The sequence below is a fragment of the Plantactinospora mayteni genome (assembly GCF_016862935.1).
GTDB classification, from domain to species: Bacteria; Actinomycetota; Actinomycetes; order Mycobacteriales; family Micromonosporaceae; genus Plantactinospora; species Plantactinospora mayteni.
In genome coordinates this window covers 1-17,750 of the sequence record NZ_BONX01000085.1, presented here as the reverse complement: position 1 = coordinate 17,750, position 17,750 = coordinate 1, and the positions used below count along the sequence as shown (strand labels likewise).

General features: G+C 67.4%; 19 protein-coding genes and 2 pseudogenes. 13 read left to right on the top strand and 8 right to left on the bottom strand.

Annotated features, from left to right (window positions below; translation table 11 throughout):
• The coding region (locus Pma05_RS41390; RefSeq protein WP_239314183.1) for a tyrosine-type recombinase/integrase at positions 1–379 on the bottom strand (379 nt) is incomplete at its 3' end.
• On the opposite strand from Pma05_RS41390, the gene Pma05_RS43300 reads away from it, so the two are divergent.
• Both Pma05_RS43300 and Pma05_RS41385 read left to right on the top strand, forming a co-directional pair.
• Positions 347–505 carry a hypothetical protein gene (locus Pma05_RS43300; RefSeq protein WP_239314181.1) on the top strand — a complete coding sequence of 53 codons (159 nt, stop codon included), beginning with the start codon at positions 347–349 and terminating at the stop codon, positions 503–505. The genes Pma05_RS41390 and Pma05_RS43300 overlap by 33 nt on opposite strands.
• Positions 496–894, top strand: a complete 399-nt coding sequence (locus tag Pma05_RS41385) for a hypothetical protein (protein ID WP_203863007.1) — start codon at positions 496–498, stop codon at positions 892–894. The genes Pma05_RS43300 and Pma05_RS41385 overlap by 10 nt, the downstream gene beginning before the upstream one ends.
• A 5-nt stretch (positions 895–899) precedes the next feature.
• Here Pma05_RS41385 and Pma05_RS41380 read toward each other — a convergent pair whose 3' ends face one another.
• Positions 900–1,130, bottom strand: coding sequence for a hypothetical protein (locus Pma05_RS41380; protein WP_239314179.1), 231 nt, complete (start codon positions 1,128–1,130; stop codon positions 900–902).
• Positions 1,131–1,189: 59 nt separating this feature from the next.
• On the opposite strand from Pma05_RS41380, the gene folE reads away from it, so the two are divergent.
• Complete coding sequence (folE, locus tag Pma05_RS44385) at positions 1,190–2,668, top strand: GTP cyclohydrolase I (protein ID WP_425567900.1); 1,479 nt, start codon at positions 1,190–1,192, stop codon at positions 2,666–2,668.
• A gap of 418 nt (positions 2,669–3,086) precedes the next feature.
• A pseudogene (locus Pma05_RS41365) lies at positions 3,087–4,301 on the top strand (ABC transporter ATP-binding protein); the annotation flags it as partial.
• 14 nt (positions 4,302–4,315) lie between these two features.
• Here the strand turns inward: Pma05_RS41365 and Pma05_RS41360 are convergent.
• Entirely contained in the window at positions 4,316–4,957 is a 642-nt protein-coding gene (locus tag Pma05_RS41360; RefSeq protein ID WP_203863005.1) for a HEAT repeat domain-containing protein, read from the bottom strand.
• A 241-nt stretch (positions 4,958–5,198) separates the two neighbouring features.
• On the opposite strand from Pma05_RS41360, the gene Pma05_RS41355 reads away from it, so the two are divergent.
• The 3 genes from Pma05_RS41355 (at position 5,199) to Pma05_RS44420 (ending at position 7,530) form a co-directional block, all read left to right on the top strand.
• Entirely contained in the window at positions 5,199–6,047 is an 849-nt protein-coding gene (locus Pma05_RS41355) for a hypothetical protein (protein ID WP_203863004.1), read from the top strand.
• Positions 6,048–6,286: 239 nt separating this feature from the next.
• Positions 6,287–6,802 (top strand): hypothetical protein, encoded by a 516-nt coding sequence (locus tag Pma05_RS41350; RefSeq protein WP_203863003.1) that lies wholly within the window; start codon positions 6,287–6,289, stop codon positions 6,800–6,802.
• 164 nt (positions 6,803–6,966) lie between these two features.
• Positions 6,967–7,530, top strand: a complete 564-nt coding sequence (locus tag Pma05_RS44420) for an HI_0787 family protein (RefSeq protein ID WP_504961171.1) — start codon at positions 6,967–6,969, stop codon at positions 7,528–7,530.
• Here Pma05_RS44420 and Pma05_RS41345 read toward each other — a convergent pair.
• Together Pma05_RS41345 and Pma05_RS41340 are read right to left on the bottom strand one after the other, a co-directional pair.
• Positions 7,439–7,855, bottom strand: coding sequence for a YeeE/YedE thiosulfate transporter family protein (locus tag Pma05_RS41345; RefSeq protein WP_203863002.1), 417 nt, complete (start codon positions 7,853–7,855; stop codon positions 7,439–7,441). The genes Pma05_RS44420 and Pma05_RS41345 overlap by 92 nt on opposite strands.
• On the bottom strand, positions 7,855–8,511 hold the full coding sequence (locus tag Pma05_RS41340) for a YeeE/YedE family protein (protein WP_203863001.1): 657 nt from the start codon (positions 8,509–8,511) through the stop codon (positions 7,855–7,857). Before Pma05_RS41340 ends, Pma05_RS41345 begins: the two co-directional genes overlap by 1 nt.
• 590 nt (positions 8,512–9,101) lie before the next feature.
• On the opposite strand from Pma05_RS41340, the gene Pma05_RS41335 reads away from it, so the two are divergent.
• Positions 9,102–9,467 carry a hypothetical protein gene (locus Pma05_RS41335; RefSeq protein ID WP_203863000.1) on the top strand — a complete coding sequence of 122 codons (366 nt, stop codon included), beginning with the start codon at positions 9,102–9,104 and terminating at the stop codon, positions 9,465–9,467.
• Between the two features lie 248 nt (positions 9,468–9,715).
• On the opposite strand, the gene Pma05_RS41330 is transcribed toward Pma05_RS41335, so the two are convergent.
• The 3 genes from Pma05_RS41330 to Pma05_RS41320 form a co-directional block, all read right to left on the bottom strand.
• Positions 9,716–11,074, bottom strand: a complete 1,359-nt coding sequence (locus Pma05_RS41330) for a carbohydrate-binding protein (RefSeq protein ID WP_203862999.1) — start codon at positions 11,072–11,074, stop codon at positions 9,716–9,718.
• A gap of 447 nt (positions 11,075–11,521) precedes the next feature.
• On the bottom strand, positions 11,522–12,790 hold the full coding sequence (locus tag Pma05_RS41325) for a sensor histidine kinase (protein ID WP_203862998.1): 1,269 nt from the start codon (positions 12,788–12,790) through the stop codon (positions 11,522–11,524).
• The gene (locus tag Pma05_RS41320) at positions 12,787–13,437 is read right to left on the bottom strand and encodes a response regulator transcription factor (RefSeq protein WP_203862997.1); all 651 of its coding nucleotides are present in this window, start codon (positions 13,435–13,437) and stop codon (positions 12,787–12,789) included. Before Pma05_RS41320 ends, Pma05_RS41325 begins: the two co-directional genes overlap by 4 nt.
• Positions 13,438–13,524: 87 nt before the next feature.
• Between Pma05_RS41320 and Pma05_RS41315 the strand changes: the two genes are divergently transcribed.
• The 5 genes and pseudogenes from Pma05_RS41315 to Pma05_RS44265 all read left to right on the top strand — a co-directional run.
• Positions 13,525–14,043 carry a hypothetical protein gene (locus tag Pma05_RS41315; RefSeq protein WP_203862996.1) on the top strand — a complete coding sequence of 173 codons (519 nt, stop codon included), beginning with the start codon at positions 13,525–13,527 and terminating at the stop codon, positions 14,041–14,043.
• Positions 14,044–14,090: 47 nt separating this feature from the next.
• The gene (locus tag Pma05_RS41310) at positions 14,091–15,089 is read left to right on the top strand and encodes a peptidoglycan-binding domain-containing protein (protein ID WP_203862995.1); all 999 of its coding nucleotides are present in this window, start codon (positions 14,091–14,093) and stop codon (positions 15,087–15,089) included.
• Positions 15,086–15,739, top strand: coding sequence for an ABC transporter ATP-binding protein (locus Pma05_RS41305; RefSeq protein WP_203862994.1), 654 nt, complete (start codon positions 15,086–15,088; stop codon positions 15,737–15,739). The genes Pma05_RS41310 and Pma05_RS41305 overlap by 4 nt, the downstream gene beginning before the upstream one ends.
• On the top strand, positions 15,739–16,926 hold the full coding sequence (locus Pma05_RS41300; protein WP_203863008.1) for an ABC transporter permease: 1,188 nt from the start codon (positions 15,739–15,741) through the stop codon (positions 16,924–16,926). The genes Pma05_RS41305 and Pma05_RS41300 overlap by 1 nt, the downstream gene beginning before the upstream one ends.
• Positions 16,927–17,383: 457 nt before the next feature.
• A pseudogene (locus Pma05_RS44265) lies at positions 17,384–17,467 on the top strand (MarR family transcriptional regulator); the annotation flags it as partial.
• Between the last annotated feature and the right edge of the window lie 283 nt (positions 17,468–17,750).

Below are 17,750 nucleotides of genomic sequence, written 5' to 3'. Positions count from 1 at the left end.
CCCCTCGTAGGTGGCGGCGTTTGTCGTTGTCGGGTTGGGTGGTTTGCCAGCGGTCTTCGAGTGCTCTGGTGATGTCGGCGATAATGCTGGGTGTGACGTGGCTGTAGATGCCTCGGATGCCGGGTAGGCGGTGGCCGAGTCGGCGGGCTTGGGCGATTTCGGGGATGGCGTCTTCGATCATCCAGGTTTTGTGGGTGTGGCGGAGGTCGTGGAAGTGCATGCCTTCGATGACGGGGCCGGTGTGGGTTTGGGGGTTGCCGTCGACGGCGGGGCGGAAGACGCGGCGGGACATGCTGGAGCGTCGTAGGTAGGCGCCGCGGGCGCCGCTGAAGACGAGGTCGTGGTCGTGGCTGTCGAGGAGTTCTTGGAGGAGGGCGATGAGGAAGGGTGGGAGGTGGATGTCTCGGGCGGAGCCTGCGGTTTTGGGTGGGCCGAGGTAGAGGCGGCCTTGGACTTCGTGGAGGGCCCCGTGGTCGGGGTCGATGCGGATGAGGCATGGCGCTGACCCGACACATTCACGTCACCGCCCAGGTCGAAGGCGTGCACCGGTGGCCGGACGCCGGCCCTCCCGACGCCTATCTCACCTCGCCCCACCGGCACCTGTTCGTCGCCTCAGTCGAGATCTCCGTGCAGCACGGCGACCGCGAGCTGGAGATCAACGCCGTCGCCCGCTGGCTTACCACCATCCTGGCCTCGTTCGCTGATCCGCCCGACACCCCGGGCGGACCGCTCAACTTCGGCGCCCAGAGCTGCGAACACCTCGCCGAAAGACTCGTCGCAGCGATCACCGATCGGTACGGCACGGATCGGCGGGTGCGTTGCACGGTGGCCGAGGACGGCGTCCTCGGCGGTGGTGTCCAGTGGGACCCCGATCCTGCGGAGGTTGGCCGGTGAGCCTTTCAGACCAGTGCGGCCGGAGCTGTGGTCAGGTGTCCGCACATCAGGATCCGGTCGCGGCGCAGCCCTTCCTCGATGTCCCGCGCCGGGTAGCGGGCGACGCCGGCGTCGTTGAGGATCCGCATCACCGTCGGGTGCGGTTGCACCTTGTCCACCGACGCCTGGACGACCCCGTCCACGTGGTGCCCGCCGGCCGCCACCCGCGTCGCGGTGTCGGCGCGGAACGCGAACATCACGGCTCACGGACGCGCTGAACCTGATCGGCGGGGACATCACGACGCGCCACACGCCGTTGTTCTGCGCCACCGCACACCCCGACGGCTGGCACACCTACAGCCGCGTCCACCTCCGGGCCGACGCCGGCTGCTTCATCCGCACCTCGACCGCCCCCGTCGGCGACCCGAGCGATCCCATCAGCTGGATATCCGACGCCGTCACCCACCACGGCGCGCACGCCGCGCGACTCAACAGCCTCGACGGCGCCATCACCCAAGCCCACGCGGGCAAGGAGATCGAAACCAAGTTCACGCTCCCGTCCGACACGCCGCTGTGGCCCCTCGCCGTCGACCTGCATGACCACGTCGTCGCGGGCGCGCTACCTGAGATGGCACCCCGCTTCCGCGACCCCCTCGAAACATGGGACTTCAGCAACGCCCTCTTCGAGGTCCACGGACCCGACCAGCAGCGCGGCTATGTCTCCTTCCTCTACACCCGACCCGGCCTCTACCAGGTCAAACGCAAAAACTACGACGCCGATGCGCTGGTCCGACACGAGCACGTCGACACCGACGTCACCATCACCGAACCCCTCCACCGCTACGTGCGCGACACCCTCGGGCTCTCCGCCCGCCCCATGCCCGCCTTCCGCCGTATGCGCTACGACATCAAATTCGAGTCGCTGCGCACCGGCCACCACTACGGCATATTCGTCGACCGCTGTGCACTGCACCTCGACCCGGCCGAGACCCTCGTCCAGGTCGAGGTCGAGTACCTGCGCAGCCGCAGCGTACTGCCCCTGGACGAACCCGCCGTCTTACCGAGGTCGAGCGCATCACCGACTGGGTCGCCGGCATCCTCGCCGCTCACAGACTGCCCGCCCAACGCGGCTACTACTCCAAGCTGTCGTTCCTGCGCGACGTCGTGGCACGCAGGCCGCACCTCCTACCGCCGGTCGACAAGGACACCCATGACCAGTAACCCCAGCACCGTTCCCACGCTGGACCTCGAGTCCGCCCACGACGCCGCCACGCAGCTCCTCAAGGCACTGGGGGTGAACATCGACGCTCCGGCCACCGCCAACACCCCGACCCGGATGGTCGCCGCCTACGCCGAACTACTCACCCCGCGCCCGTTCACGCTGACCACCTTCGCGAACGACGCCGCCTACGACCGCCTCGTCACCGTCCGGGCGATCCCCTTCCGCAGCCTCTGCGAACACCACATGCTGCCGTTTCGCGGTGCCGCCGACATCGCCTACCAGCCGACCGACAAGATCGTCGGGCTGTCGAAGCTGGCCCGACTCGTCGAGCACACCGCCCAGCGCCCCCAGGTCCAGGAGCGCCTGACCCGACAGATCGCCGCCTACCTCGTTGACCACCTCGCCCCAGCGGGTGTCGGTGTCCTGCTCCGTGCCGAGCACCTGTGCATGACCTTGCGTGGCACCCAAGCCCCGGGTACCGAGACGATCACCACCGCGCTGCGTGGCACGCTCCAATCGGACGCGGTCCTGCGTGACGAGTTCCTGCAGGCCATCGGATCTGGGCAGCGGTGAGGTGACACGCTGCCTCGCGTCCGCCGCCGCGCGACGCTGCCGCCACCCGCCCCGCCACGGTCGGCTCGCCACGTCGACGTCTTGTCGGAGAGGGCGCCAGGGGTGCCGACATAGTCGGGGCCTGTCGCTACGGGCGTGTCGGACGGTGGACGTCCTACCGTCGAATCCATGTTCTGCGGACACCTGGACTTCACCGCTGACCTGCGCCGCAAGCGACCGACGGGGCACCACAACCTACCGATCCGATCCAGCGGGTTCTTCCGGTCGAGCCGGCTGACGAGCCGCTCCGGAGGATCGCCAGTGGCAGCGCCCGGGGCCCGCGACACCAGGCGTCATCACCGGTGGCTACGCCCTGCGATGTCCGCCGTCGACGCACCGCCACGGCGGTGAAACCTGCTCACTTTCGGGAGGTATCTGCATGCCCACAAAGGACCAGCCCGACGGGATGCTCGACCTGGCCGTGACTACGCAGCGGGATTCGGTGCTGCCGGAGTTACGGGAGATGTGGTGGGAGACCGGGATGCGGGCGCGGGCGCAGGCGGGCCCGTTCGCCGTGCTCTCCGAACTGCCCCGGCTGGTCTGGGCCGCCCTCAGGGTGAGCTGGCGCGCTGACCGGGTCCGTACCCTGGTCGTAGCGGCGACGACGGTCGGCGCGGGGATCATGTCGGCGTTCGGGCTCCTGGCCGTGCAGCGGGTGCTGGTGGAACTGTTCGCCGGCGGGCCGACCGCTGACAAGGTCGTCGCGGCGCTGCCCGCCTTGGCAGCCCTCGCCGCCGTGACGGCGCTACGCGCCGGCATGGCCACCGCGATGGGATATGCACAGAACGGGCTGAGCCCGAAGGTCGACCAGAAGGTCGAACGCGGGCTGTTCGAGGTGACCACCGCCGTACGACTCGAAGCCTTCGATGCCGACGCGTTCGCCGACGACATGGAACGCGCCTCCCGCGGTGCCGACTCCACCACCGGGCTGGTACAGGCGTCGATGAACCTGCTCGCCGGCCTCGCGGGCGTCCTCGCGGTCGCGGTCGCCGTCGTGGTGATCCACCCACTACTGCTGCCCGCGCTCCTGGTCGCCACCGTCCCGAACGGGTGGGCGTCGCTGCGGGCCGGGCACCTGCGCTACCAGACCTACGCGGCCGGATCGGTCCGGCGGCGCCGGTTGTGGCTGCTGCACCGGCTGATGGCTGAACGCGACTCCGCCCCCGAACTACGCTCCTACGGCCTGCGCGGTTTCCTGCTCGACCAGTACGACCGGGTGATGGGCGTCGAGACCGGCATCCAACTCGCTCTCGCAAGGCGGGTCACGACGACCACCACCGTCGGCGCGATGATCGGCGGGATCGCCACCGCCGCCGTCTACGTGCTGCTCGGTCTGCTGCTCATCGACGGCCAGATTCCCCTCGCCGCTGCCGCGACCTGCGTCATCGCCGTCCAGTCCGCGCAACGGTCCCTGTCCGTGGTCACTTTCCAAATCGACCGGGCCTACACCGAAGGGCAGCACTTCCGCGACTACACCGGCTTCATGGCCCGCGCCGCCGAATACCTCCCGCAACCGCGCACCTGTGCTGGCCGCGCCGCAACGCCGCAGCGGCTGCGGGAGATCACCGTCGAGGCGGTCAGTCTCCGCTACCCCCTAGTAGTGCTTTGTTAGGTTCGGTAGCGTTTGTTGCGGTGTAGTGGTTTCAGGGGTTGGTGATCGACGGCGTCCGGATTGGCGAACCAGCGCAGATGCAGTACGGCGGCTTGCCGGGTCTCGTCGTCCGGGTCGTGCAGAGCGGACACGACCAACCCATACGCGCGTATGTCGCTTTTGAGGCTTGTCAGGGTGCCGAGCGCGGCCCGCCGGATCTGCGGGTCGGCGTCCGTCAGCGCCTGTTGCAGCACCTCGATGTCGCTGGGCTGGATGAGGTAGCCGAGCGCCCACAGCCCAGCGGCTCGGAGGTCGTGATGCTCGGTGGCGACAAACGACAGCGCGGTAGGGCGGCAGCCCGCTGGATCGGTCTTCATGATGTCGGCCAGCCAGGCGCAGAGGTTGTCGCGGTCGTCGGGGTGTAGCGGACGGGCGAACGCGCGTAGCAGCAGCGGGAACGCTGCGGTGCCGCGCAGCCCGGCGAGGATGTAGACCATCAAGTCCCGGCCATACCAGTTGTGCTCGTCGAGGTAGCGTTCCAGCGCGGCCTGGACGGGCGGGACTAACGAATAGTCACCACTCGCGGCTAACTCCTTGATTGTTGGCCATGGGTCACCGTCGAGGGTGTCGACATGGTGGCACACCTCGTCGAGCGTCACCTGCACCGCCTCCCGCGCCTGCCGGGACCGGCTGTGGCGACGTGTGAGGGTACTCCACGCGGGAGGCGAATCACGCCCGCTTATCGGCACGGAGTGCGTCCGACAAGATTCAAGGCGGCTCACGGGGAGTAACGACCGGTGTCTGGTGCCCCCGCTCGACGGCATGTGCCCTAGGCCCGACGTAGCGAGGTTTGTAGCCAGCGTCCTTCGCGGTCGATTGTTGGCACTAGCCTGGCTTGGCATGGGATTGGACTACGTGCCGGCGCGACCGCGTCCGCACGCGGACCTCGACGAGGTACGGAGACTGGCCGGGATACATAGCCACCATGTCCAGTCGGGTGCGGCGCGTCCGGGCGGTTGGGCACCGATCGAGCAGTACACCATGCCCGAGTGCTTTGTGGGCGAGATGCGAGAGCCCGCCACCCACCCGTCCTCGGCTGTCGACCGGCTGCGATCCCAACTGGAGATCGTCCCCGACACGAATGGGAACTGGCCCTGCTTCCGGGTCAACGTCATCGCCTACAACCCACTCTTCCCGGTCTCCTGGCGGAAGGCCGCGCTGACCACGATGCTGCCCGACGAGGCCACCGAGTCGGTCGACCGGTGGCGACGCTGGTACGCCCACGTCACCGCCGGCCGAATGTCCCACCACCTCGGCCACCTGCTCGCCTGGCAGGCGTATCAGGAGTTGCTCGGCATACAGGCCGAACTCATCCAACGTGCGACCGCGACCGTGAGCCGGACGAACGCCTGGGCCCAACGGGACGCCCTACGCCAAGCCCGCCAGTGCATCTTCGACCTGCCCGAGGTACCGCCGCTGAACGCGCCAGCACCGCCACCACTCGTGCCAGATGAGGACGTACCGGATGCCGGCCGAGACGAGGCAATACGAGCGCTCGCCGCGCACATCAACCGAGTTGGCGAGGCCGTCCGGGACTTCAACCGGGCGATGCCTCGAGGTGGGGTAGGCCGCCGCCCCGAGCCGTTCGACCCTGCTCATCGACCTGTACGGGACGAGTGGCTGGAGCAGTTCTTCGACTGGATCGACCCCTTCCTACGGACAGGACACGGCTTGTACCTGTGGGATTGAAAGCCTCTCGACCGTTAAGGGAGAGATGTAACAGCGCCGGTAGAAGTAGCGCCGCTCGGCGCACTCAACTCGGCATGACCGCGCGCCATACGCCTGCTGGGGTCGTCACGCTGCCTGGCTCGCAGACGACCTGTCGCCGCGCGAGCTCTGCGGCAGATCCGGGCGCGTGGGTGCGAGAGACTGATTTTGTGCGAAGGATCGGACGAGCAAGCGACGGTCGGCGAGCCGCTGTCGAGAGTGTGGCTGCCTATCTGGCAGACGACGATGCAGAGGTCTTCAACCTCACTTCGGCCGCTGTCCAGCAGGATGCGCTGGCGGCAGCGCTGGACCTGACGGCCCTTGCGGCGGACGTGGTCATCGAGCTGGCTGCCTCGAAGGGAGGCAGGCCCCAGCAGGTTCTTCGGTCGCTCGGGCAGGGGAAGACGGGTGAGTTGTTGTACTCGTCTGATCCGGCGAGCCACAATCCTGCTCAGTCTGGAGCCGTGCAGGTCGTCTACCCCGCTTCGCTGGACGACTACGACTGGACGGTGACTGAGGCCAAGGGCTGGATCGAGGTAGTCGTCCGCTGGTCCGGGCGGGAGAAGGCGATCACCTTCTACGATCCGACCCGGCTGGCTCAGGAAGTGCGGAGCGCCATGACGGTGCGTGGCTACTTCGCTGAGCGGGCTGTTGCCGTCGTACCAACGGTAACCAGGGAAGCGATCGAAGCTGCCGTGGCCCTGATGGCTCAGCATGATTTCGCCGACGTTGTTTGAGTCGCTGCTCCTGGGACGGCGAGCAGCAGCTACCCGCGCGGCAGACGCCCGCTCATCGGCTAGAACCGGAAGCCGGTCAATTGGCGTACTCAGGTCGCCCATCACGTGGGGTTAGCGACGGATCTGCTCCTGTATGCGTTGGCCCAGATCGCTGCCCCCGATCGGTGCAGCCAGGTCGTGCATTGGATCGATCTGGCCGACCTGCGGCTCGGTACCGATGCGGCGGCCTCGCACGGTGGCGTGAAGGCGACCACGAGAAGATTGACGCCGCGCTGACCGCAACATTCCGAGCGATGTCTAAGAACAGTGATGTCGGCGAGGTCGGGGTCAAGATCGCCGCACTTAACGGCCTTTACTGGACCAACATCCTTGGCGTGACTCAAGTCGCGAGCCACATCGTCAGCCTAGACATCGACGCTGAACTGACCGAGGATGACGTGAAACCTGACCTCATTGAGAGGATCGCGAAGGTTGAGATCGGCGGCAAGAGACGGCGCAACTACTCCTTTGCCACCAAGTACTGCAGCATGATTGGCACCCTAGTTCCGCTCGTCGGGTCGCTTGTCGGGCCCGCCGTATCGGACCCGACAGTAGCGGTTGTTGGACCCTGTTCAGTACGCGTGGTGGTTGCGCTTGTCACCGGCCACAGGATCCGACGTCGAGGTGGAAATACTTGGCGTTGGCCCAGCGGCAGAGCCGGGTACCGACCACGATGCCCACGATCGTGACGAGGGCCGGGAGGTAGCCACTGGCAGCCTGGATGATCGGGATGGCCGGACATCCACCGGAGAGCGCCCAGCCGCCGCCGAACAGCACCGCGCCGGGTATCACGCCCGCGTGGATGCGTCCTGGTGTCCGGCGGACGCGAATCAGGGCGAAAACCACGACGACGAGCGCGACGCCACCGGCGAAGGCGCCCAGCATGCGCAGGTCCTGGAACGTGAACATGCGGTTCAGTTCGGCGTAGTCACCGAACCCGATGTTGGCGACGGTGTAGCCGAGGGCGAGCCCGGCGACGATGTTGGCGAGGAGAAGTCCGCCCCGGGTACGCATCACACGACCTTCCACAGCAGGAACGACACGAGAACGGCGGCGCCGAAGAAGACGGCTGTCGCGATGATGCTGTCCGGATGCAGCCGGCCACACCCATTGAGCCCGTGACCCGAGGAACAACCTCCGGCGAGACGGGTACCGAAACCGACGAGGACGCCGCCGACGAACAGCGCGCCGATCATCTGAGGTGGACTGTCGGTGACGATCTCGCGGAAGCCGTCGCCCATATCCAGGCGGAGGTCGAACCGTCCGGCCGTGACTGCCGCCAGCCATCCACCCAGAAGGATCGACAGGAGCAGGGCGGCCTGGCTGACCAGTGGCGCCGGGCGTGGCGTGGTGGTCGAGTCCCGGGTACTGGTGGTCGGTTCGACGACCTGGGTGGGTGTCTGTGCGTCGGCAGCCGCGGGGTACGGCGGGACGGGTGCGCCGGTGCGAGTTCCGAAGTGCTCGGCGGTGGCCGCCGCGAGCGCCTCGGTGAGGGCGCGGTCGTCGGTGAACTGGGCTTCCATTCGTTCGACCCGGCGCTCATCGCGCCAGTGCAAGACGCGATCCCACGCTGAGGACACGCCGAAAGATCGGTCGGTGCTGACGGTGTAGCTGATGGTGACAGCGGCAAGTCCGAGTGCGCCTGCCCACCATGGCCAGTAGTTGCTCATGCGGGACCTAAGATCCAATCGATGAGGCGGGTCCACCAGCGGCGCCGTGGTTGCGGCGGCACCGCTGGTTTGCTCCCTGCGGTCTGCACGACGTGTGGAAATAGCGGGTGCGTCGGCGGATTGGCCGGTGCCGTAGCCTGCTCGAAGAAGGCTGTCCGCGTCTCGGCCGTTCGCCCGGAATCAGGCCCTGGCCCAGATGGTGGGGTCGCTTGGGCTGGTCCGGCCCGATCGACTCCAGCAGCGGCGGCCTTCAGATGCTGTGCGTTGGCGCCGTTCGGCAACAAGCTGATCGGCACGATAGCACCGGCTAGTGACAGCTTGTATCGGGCACAGTCCCGCCAACCGTCCTCAGTGTCACAGTAGTATTCCCGCCAGCTGCGCAAACTGGCGTTGAGCAGTGGAAATAGGGGACATCGTGCGGCATGCGAGCAACCCATATCGCTCCAGTCTGACCGGCTCTGCTACCCAGCGGAGCTGGCGGCCGAGCGCGGTCCCTGTCTGCTGATCCAGCGGGCAAGCATAGACCACCTACAGTACGACGACAGCCAACGGGTGATCATTCTGAGGCTGATCCGCGCGCTCGTGGCGGTGTGGCGGGCCACCGTCATACCCTGCACGCGTCCAGGGAACTCGCCTCGTTGCTGCTCGAACTGGACGACCCGGAGGGCGCGGTGGCTGCCGCGCGGACCGCACACACCATCGCCGCGTCCCGCGACCTCGACGACAAGAAGAACGGCAAGGCCCTGGCCGAGATCGCGGTACGCCTCGGCGACGCGCTGCGTACCCGGGACGCCGACGAGGATGACCAGGAACAGGCCCGCGCCGCCTACCAGCAGGCCGTCGACCTCGGCGCGAAACGGGTTGGCCAAGCCACCCTCGGCCTCGCTGGACGGCGTACAACCTCGGCGAGGACGACGCGGCCGAGGGGCACCTGCCACGCGCCGTCGGGATGTTGACCAACGAGCCCCGCGCCGAGGCCATCGCGGCCACGCTGCTCGGCGGCATCGCCAAACGCCGCCTGGCCGCACTCACAGCCTTGCGTTTGCTTCCACCGTAGACTCTGTTGCCGTAACCGCCCCTACCGGCAGCCCGGACCAGCAACCTCCAACGCCTCGACCTGGCCCTCGCCGCCCGAACCGAATTCGGCAGCAGAGTCACCGTAAGGAGCAACTACGGCATGCGCGAATGTTGGCACGGTGCAGGGTCAGCGGCCTTGGATCGCCTTGACGTTGTCGCCGAACGTCCAGTTCTTCGAGCCGTCCCAGTTCAGGGACCAGGTCATCAGGCCCTTGAGGCCGCCCCCGTACGTGTTCCACGCCTGGGCCACCAGCGCCGGTGACATGTACCCGCCACCGGCGCCCGGCTGCGCGGGCAGTCCGGGTACCTGCTTGTCGTAGGGCACCCTGATCGTGACGCCCTGTACGACCAGCCCGGTGTTCAGGCAGTTGGTCTGTACGGTGAACCCCTGCACCGTGCCCGCAGAGTAGGAGTCGCCGGAGCAGCCGTACATGCTGCCGTTGTAGTACTGCATGTTCAGCCACCAGAGCCGGCCGTTGTCGGCGTACTTCTTCACGATCGGCAGGTACGCGCCCCAGATCGACCCGTACGTGACACTGCCACCGGTGACATACGCCGTCTCGGGCGCCATCGTGAGGCCGAAGTTGGCGGGCATCTGGGCGAGTACGCCGTCGATTATCCGTACGAGGTTCGCCTGCGATGTGGACAACTGGTTGATGTTGCCGCTGCCGACCAGACCGGTCTCGATGTCGATGTCGATGCCGTCGAAGTTGTAGCTCTTCAGGATCGGTACCACGGTCGCGACGAACCGGTCGGCGACGGCGGTCGAGCTGAGGTCGATGCCGGCGGTCGCGCCGCCGATCGACATCAGGATCGTGAGGCCGGCCGCCTTGGCCTGGCACATCTCGGCGGGGGCCGGTACCCGTACGGTGGCGTCCATGCCGTCCTCCCACAGCACGGTGCCGTCGGAGCGGATCACCGGGAACGCGGCGTTGACGACGTTGTAGCCGTGTGCGCGGATGCGTGAATCGGTGATCGGGATCCAACCGAGCGGCGGGTGCACCCCGTTCGCCGCTCCGTCCCAGTTCTCCCAGTACCCCTGGAGCACCTTGCCTGTCGGCTTCGACTTGACCGGACAGGTTTCCGACCCGGGCGGCGCCGTGGTGGGTGGCGGCGCCGTGGTTGGCGGGGGTGTCGTGGTGGGCGGGGGTGTCGGGGTACGGGTCGGCGTGGGCGACGGCGGCGGGGTGCCGTCACAGGCGCCGAGGTCCCGCCACAACGAGGGCGCGGCCACGGGGTTCCAGCCGGCGCCTGGTGGCGGGGTATGCGTCACCAAGGACTCGTACAACCGGCCGTTGTAGGTCACCCGGCTGCCGGCCGGGTAGGTGGTGCCCTCGGCCCAGGTTGGCGCAGTGCAGAGCACGAGAATCCCGCTCGCGGGTGCGTCGGCCGCTGCGGCGAGACCGTCCGGAGCCGGTACGACCGCGACCGCGACGGCCGTCGCGACACCGGCTACCAGGGCAAGTACCTCGGGTCGAAGTCTCATGGCATCCCACCTCCGATGTGACAGGAAGCGTAACAGTTAACTTTCTTCAATGTAACTGTCTCGATGTACTGGTCGCGCTGACACATGCCGCCCATGTGTGCTGGTCGGGTTGGCGGCCGGGGTGCGTTCCCCAGTGCGGCAGCTACCCAGCACGGCACCGACGATCGCGATTGGGGAACCCCAGCCGCCGCACTCGGCCAGGCGCGGGGCCTTGTCAGGTTTAGCGACACACCCCTCCCGCCACTGCCTCAGTCGGTGTGGCCGAGGGGGGCGGTGGTCTTGCCGGTGGTCACGTCCCACAGCAGTAGGGTCTGTCAAGATAACGACTCTGGCGGCCGATGGCAACTAGCCATTGACCTGCGTAAACGCGATTTGCCGAAGCGAGAGGTCGCGTCCTATGTAGACCCGGGGGTGCTCCTGGGATGCTCGTCTGTCAAAGCCCGGCTGTCAGTCCCGAGTCCGGTGCGCCAATGCGGATGCGGCCGGTTCGCTGAATGGCTGATCAAGCTGCGGCGTCGTTGATGATGCCATCGTGAACACGACTCGGAGGCCGCCGTCAGGCCCGGGGTGAGCGGCGACCGCGCCGTGGTGCATCGCGGCGATCGACGCGACGATGGCCAGGCCGAGCCCAAAGCCGTCGCCGGCGGTGCGGTCGTTCAGGCGGTGGAACGGTTCGAACAGGCTGCCGATTGCCTCGGGTGGGATGGAGGGGCCGGTGTTGGCCACAACGACTGTTGGCTGGCCGGCCACCGTGGACGTGCTGACCCACAGGTCTCCGCCTGGGATGTTGTAGCGGAGTGCGTTGTCGACAAGGTTCGCGACGAGGCGTTCCAGGAGTACTGGATCGCCAGATGTGATAGCAGGTTCCAGCGACGCGTGTGGGCGTAGGTCAAGCGGCTCGACCGAGTCCAGGACGTTCTCGGCGATGGTGGCCAGGTCGACGTCCTCGCGGATAGTTAGCCCGCGCTCGTTGCGGGCCAACGTGAGGAGGGCTTCGATGAGTTCTTCGGCGTGGTCGACGTCCTCGCGGATTTCCTGGGCCATGCCGCATAGTTCAGTCTGGGTGGGTGCCGGTTTGGCGAGCACGACGTCGACGGTGGCGCGCATGACCGCCAGTGGGGTCCGTAGTTCGTGGCTGGCGTTGGCGATGAACCGCTCCTGGCTGTCGAACGCGGTCTGCAGCCGGCCGAGCATCTCGTCGAACGTGTCGGCCAGTTCACGCAGTTCATCGCGAGGACCGGTCAATCCGACCCGTGCGGACAGGTTGCGTTCGGAGGCTGCGCGGGCGGCTGCGGCGATCTGGTGGACGGGCCGTAACACCCGTCCGGCGACGATCCAGCCGGCCAAAGCCGCGAGGGCTACCACGACCCCCAGCGTCGTGATCGAGTACTGGACAAGGTGTGACAGTGTCGTGTCGCGCTGGCTCTGCGCGCCCCAGATCTGGTAGGCCGTCACACACTTGTCTCTGAGGATCGGGTCGGCGTCTTTCGTAGCGAGTGCCTCCCTGCACTGTGGCTCGAACTCGTGCCAATCCGGCACTTGAAAGGATGACCGGTCTATTTGCCCGCCTGGCATTCGAGTCGACGTCGAATCGAGCGTGGGCAAGGCGGCGACGAGGACGTAGGTGATGACCACGAGGATGGCTCCGCCAGCGGCGAAGAGGCCGCTGTACAGCAACGTCAGGCGGACCCGGATGGTCGGCTTCGGCCTCGTCACATGCGGTACCCCTTGCCTACGACGGTATCTATCAGCGGCGGCGGACCGAGCTTGCGCCGCAGCCGTAACATCGTCGCCGCGACGATGTTGCTGAACGGATCGACGTGGGTGTCCCAGACGTGTTCGAGCAATTCTTCGGCGCTGACCACGGCACCGTCGGCCGCGACAAGCATTTCCAGTACCCCGAACTCCTTGCGGGTCAGCGACAGCGCGTGATTGCCGCGGCTGGCGCGGTGTCGGGCACGGTCGACGGAGAGATCGCCGCAGCGCATGATCGGTGGTGCGGAGGGGGTGCGCCGACACAGTGCGCGGACCCGCGCGACCAGTTCGTGGAAGGCGAACGGCTTGCCGAGATAGTCGTCGGCACCCAGTTCAAGGCCGTCGACCCGGTCGTCGACGCCGGCGGCGGCGGTGAGCATGAGAATCCGAGGTCCGTCCGTAGCGGCGGCCAGCGACCGGCACACCTGGTCGCCGTGGACTGCGGGCAGATCCCGGTCGAGCACGATCACGTCGTACGCCGAGTGGTCGGCCTGGGCCAGCGCGGCCGCACCGTCGTGGACGACGTCCACCGCCATCCCGGCATCGCGTAGCCCCTGGGCGATCCGGTTGGCCAGTCTCGTGTGGTCCTCAGCCACCAGCACTCGCATGGCCCTCATTGTGCGCCGCTGGGCATGATACTGGTATGACATCGGCGGTGATGCTGGTGTCACCGCCGAGGGCGTAGACCTAGCGGCGTGAAACGAATCCTCGTGGTACCGGTCCTGCTGGTTGCGTTCGCGGCGACGGCGTGCAGCGCGAACTCCGACGGCGGGCCATCACCGAACGGCGGCCCGTCACCGAGCGCCGCCGGTTCGTTCCAACAATTTGCCGGATGCATGCGTGAGCATGGTCAGAACGTGCCCGACCCCGATCCCAACTCCGGCAACGTGGCGTTGACGCCACCGGCCGGTGCCAATCGCAGCGCGTGGGATTCGGCGATGGGCGCTTGCCGGCAGTTCATGTCCGGCGGCGGGGCACCGGGCGCTGGGAACCCGGAAGAGTTAGAGGGCATGCGGGCGTACGCCGTGTGCATGCGCGAGCATGGCGTCGAGATGACTGATCCCGACCCGGGCACCGGTAAGAGTCAGTTCGGGGGCCGGTTCGCCAACGCGGGCAAGGATCAGATCCTCAGCGATCCGACCTACAAGGCGGCGGACGGGGCCTGCAAGGACAGGCTGACCAGCGGCGGGGCGCCGAAGGGGGGTGGCAAGTGACCCGGCTACGCGCCGCCGTGGTCGCTGGCTCCACCATCCTCGTGGCCATGGCAGTGGTCGCCGTCTCGGTTGGGTTCGGCGGCAGCGGCGCGAACCCGTCATCGGATAGCGCCGCCCCGTCGCTCGCGACGGCCCCGGTCACCCGGACCACCTTGACCCAGACCCAGCAGGTGAACGGGACACTCGGCTACGGCACACCGGTACGGGTCACCGGACGCGGCAACGGAACGATCACTTGGCTGTCTGCCCTTGGTGCCGTTGTCATGCGTGGCCAGCGGGTCTACGAGGTTGACGACCGGCCGGTGTCGTTGTTCTACGGCGGCCATCCATTCTACCGGCCACTGCGCTCCGGCGACTCCGGCGACGATGTCAGAGAGGTCGAAAAGAACCTGGACGCCCTCGGCTACACCGGGTTCACCATCGACACGAAGTACACTGCGGCGACCGCGACCGTGGTGCGCAAGTGGCAGAAGGATCGCAACCTTACCCAGACCGGTGTCTTCGATCCGGCTGCGGTGGTTCTCGCCCCGGCCGCAGTGCGGGTTGCCTCCCTCGACCGGCAACCCGGTGACCCCGCCAACGGCCAGATACTCAGCTACTCCGGTGTCACCCGGGTCGTGCAGATCCCGCTCGACGTGGCCCTCCAAAGCCTGGCCAAGAAGGGCAGCGCTGCCACCGTCATGCTGCCGGATGGGACGAGTGTGGCCGGCGCCGTCACAACGGTAGGGTCGGTGGCCGTCGCGGGCCGCCTTGCCGAGGACCCCGCCACGATCGACCTGACGGTCACCGTCGCCGACCAGTCCAAACTCGGCACCCTCGACAAGGCACCGGTTACGGTCACCCTCGTCTCGGCGACCGTCCAAAACGTGCTCACCGTGCCCGTAGCGGCACTCGTCGCGCTCGCCGACGGTGGCACCGGCGTCCAATTGGTGACCGATTCGACGGACGACTACGTGACCGTACAGCTCGGCATGTTCGCGAACGGCCGCGTACAGATCACCGGGGACGGAATCGTCGAGGGCACGCTGGTTGGGGTTCCTTCATGATCACACTTGATCGGGTCGGGAAGTCGTACCCGGGAGGTGTCATCGCGCTTCGCGATGTGTCGCTGACAATCGAGCCCGGTGAGCTGGTTGGCATCGTCGGGCCGTCCGGTTCTGGGAAGTCGACGATGCTGCACATGATGGGGGCGCTGGACCTGCCCACGACCGGCTCGGTGACGATCGACCGCCGAGACGTGTCACGCCTGTCCGATCGGAAGTTGTCCGCGCTACGCGGGCGCACCATTGGTTTCGTCTTCCAGCAGTTCCACCTCGCCGCAGGGGTACCAGCGGTCGACAACGTGGCGGATGGCTTGCTGTATGCGGGCGTCGGGCTGCGCGTGCGGCGGCGCCATGCGGCGGAAGCCCTCCGCCGGGTGGGGCTTGGTCATCGCCTGACCCACAAACCACACGAACTCTCCGGCGGTGAAAGGCAGCGGGTCGCCATCGCCCGGGCGATCCTGGGTGATCCCCCCTTGTTACTGGCAGATGAGCCGACCGGAAACCTCGATTCCGAGTCCGGGACATCCGTGCTGCAACTGCTGCGCGAACTGCACTCCGGCGGTACCACCGTCGTGCTCATCACCCACGACCGCGACATCGCCGCACGCCTGCCGCGGCGCGTGGAAATCCGGGATGGGCAGGTGACGACGTGATGGCGCCATCTCGCCTACTGCCTCGCGACATCGCTCGGGTCGGTGCCGCCGGCCTGCGAACCCGCCCGCTTCGGGCGGTCCTCGCCGCGCTGGGCATCGCGATCGGTATCGCCGCCATGGTCTGCGTCGTGGGTATAGCAAGCTCCAGCCGCGCACACATCGACCAGCAACTCGCCCAGCTCGGTACCAACCTTCTCAAGGTCAGCCCGGGCGAGACCGTTCTCGGTGACCAAGCGCACCTGCCCATCGACGCGGTCGCGATGGTCGGCCGGATTCCCGAGGTCAGATCGGCGACGGCGACGGCGAAGACCGACGCCCACGTGTATCGCAGCGAACATGTGCCGCCGGCCCAGACGGGCAGCATTGCCGTGCTGGCCGCGCGAACCGATCTGCTCGACACCGTCCACGCTCGGGTGGCCCGCGGAACCTGGCTCAACTCGGCAACCGCGGCCTACCCGGCCGTCGTGCTCGGCTCGACCGCAGCGAAGCGACTTGGTATCGCCGCGCCCACCCCGGAGGTCAAGGTGTGGCTGAACCGCCAATGGTTCACCGTGGTCGGTGTGCTCAACGAGGTACCCCTTGCGCCCGAACTGGACAACGCCGCGCTGATCGGCTGGCAGGTGGCGGTCTCCCAGCTGCGCTTCGACGGGTATCCGACGACCATATACACCCGCACCCGCGACGACGCCGTTGTGTCGGTACAAGCGATTCTGGCCAGGACGGCGAATCCCGAGCACCCGAACGAGGTAAAGACGTCGCGACCATCGGATGCGCTCGCCGCGAAGGAGGCAACCGACACGACACTGTCGGGACTGTTGCTCGGACTTGGCGCCGTTGCCCTGCTGGTCGGCGGCGTCGGCGTGGCTAACACCATGGTGATCTCGGTATTGGAGCGACGCTCCGAAATCGGCCTACGCAGGGCCTTGGGCGCAACCAGAGAACATATCCGTCTGCAGTTCCTCACCGAGTCGCAACTGCTGTCGGCGCTCGGCGGCGTCGGCGGAGCGCTGATAGGCATCGTGGTCACCAGCGGCTACGCCGGCTACCAGGACTGGCCCACGGTGGTGCCAGCCTGGGCCACCGGTGGCGGAGTCCTCGCCACGCTGCTCATCGGCGGCTGCGCCGGCATCTACCCCGCGTGGAGGGCAGCCCGCCTCTCGCCCACAGAAGCACTCGGCACGCTGTAACGGGGAGCCTTGGCCGATGCGCAAGCACCAGCCTCGGGTCGGGCACCGTTCATATCTCATGGCGCCGGGAATCGGCAGGTGTCTCAGCTCGAGCCGGACGCTGAACCTCGGGTCGGCCAGGACATCGCGCACCAGAGCGTGGGTGGTTGCCAGCCACCCCACATGCCCGTCCGGGTAGCTCAACCGGCTCAGCGGACGCTGCTCGCGCAGCTCGGCCAGCCCGTCGGGCGGGTCGAATGGACGGTCCGCCAGCCGCGTGGTCGGCAGTGCTGGGATCACGTCGGTCTCCTTCCACACGCTTCGTTCGCGATGCGCGAAACGTTAGGAGTACCTTTCGACGAGCTGCAACCGGCAGTTCCTGTCACACCAGGTAGAACCGGATGTCGGTCGTGCAATGATATTGCGGGTGAACGCACTGACGGGTGCCGTCGGTTGAGGCGGCGAACGGTAGGACTGGATGCCGGGAGGTCGGCTGACCCATGAGGAACGCCAGCGCGTCGCCGCCGGACTGGCGACCGGGTTCAGCTACGCCGAGATCGCCCGCCAGCTGGGTCGGCCCGGGTCGACCATCAGCCGCGAGGTGGCGCGCAACGGCGGCGCCCGCCGCTATCGGGCTAACCAGGCACAGCAGGGCCACCATCCGGATCCCGCCGTGGCCGAGCAGCCGAGCCTCAACCCCGAGCAGCAACCGCCGTTGCCGCTCATTCAGATGAGGCAACAGCGCGTCAAGCCGCACCGCGAGCTGAGTACGCAGACCATCCAGAACTGCCACGCCAGTCCAACGAGGACACGGCTGGAAAGCAGCAGGTTGTTTCTTGACGGCT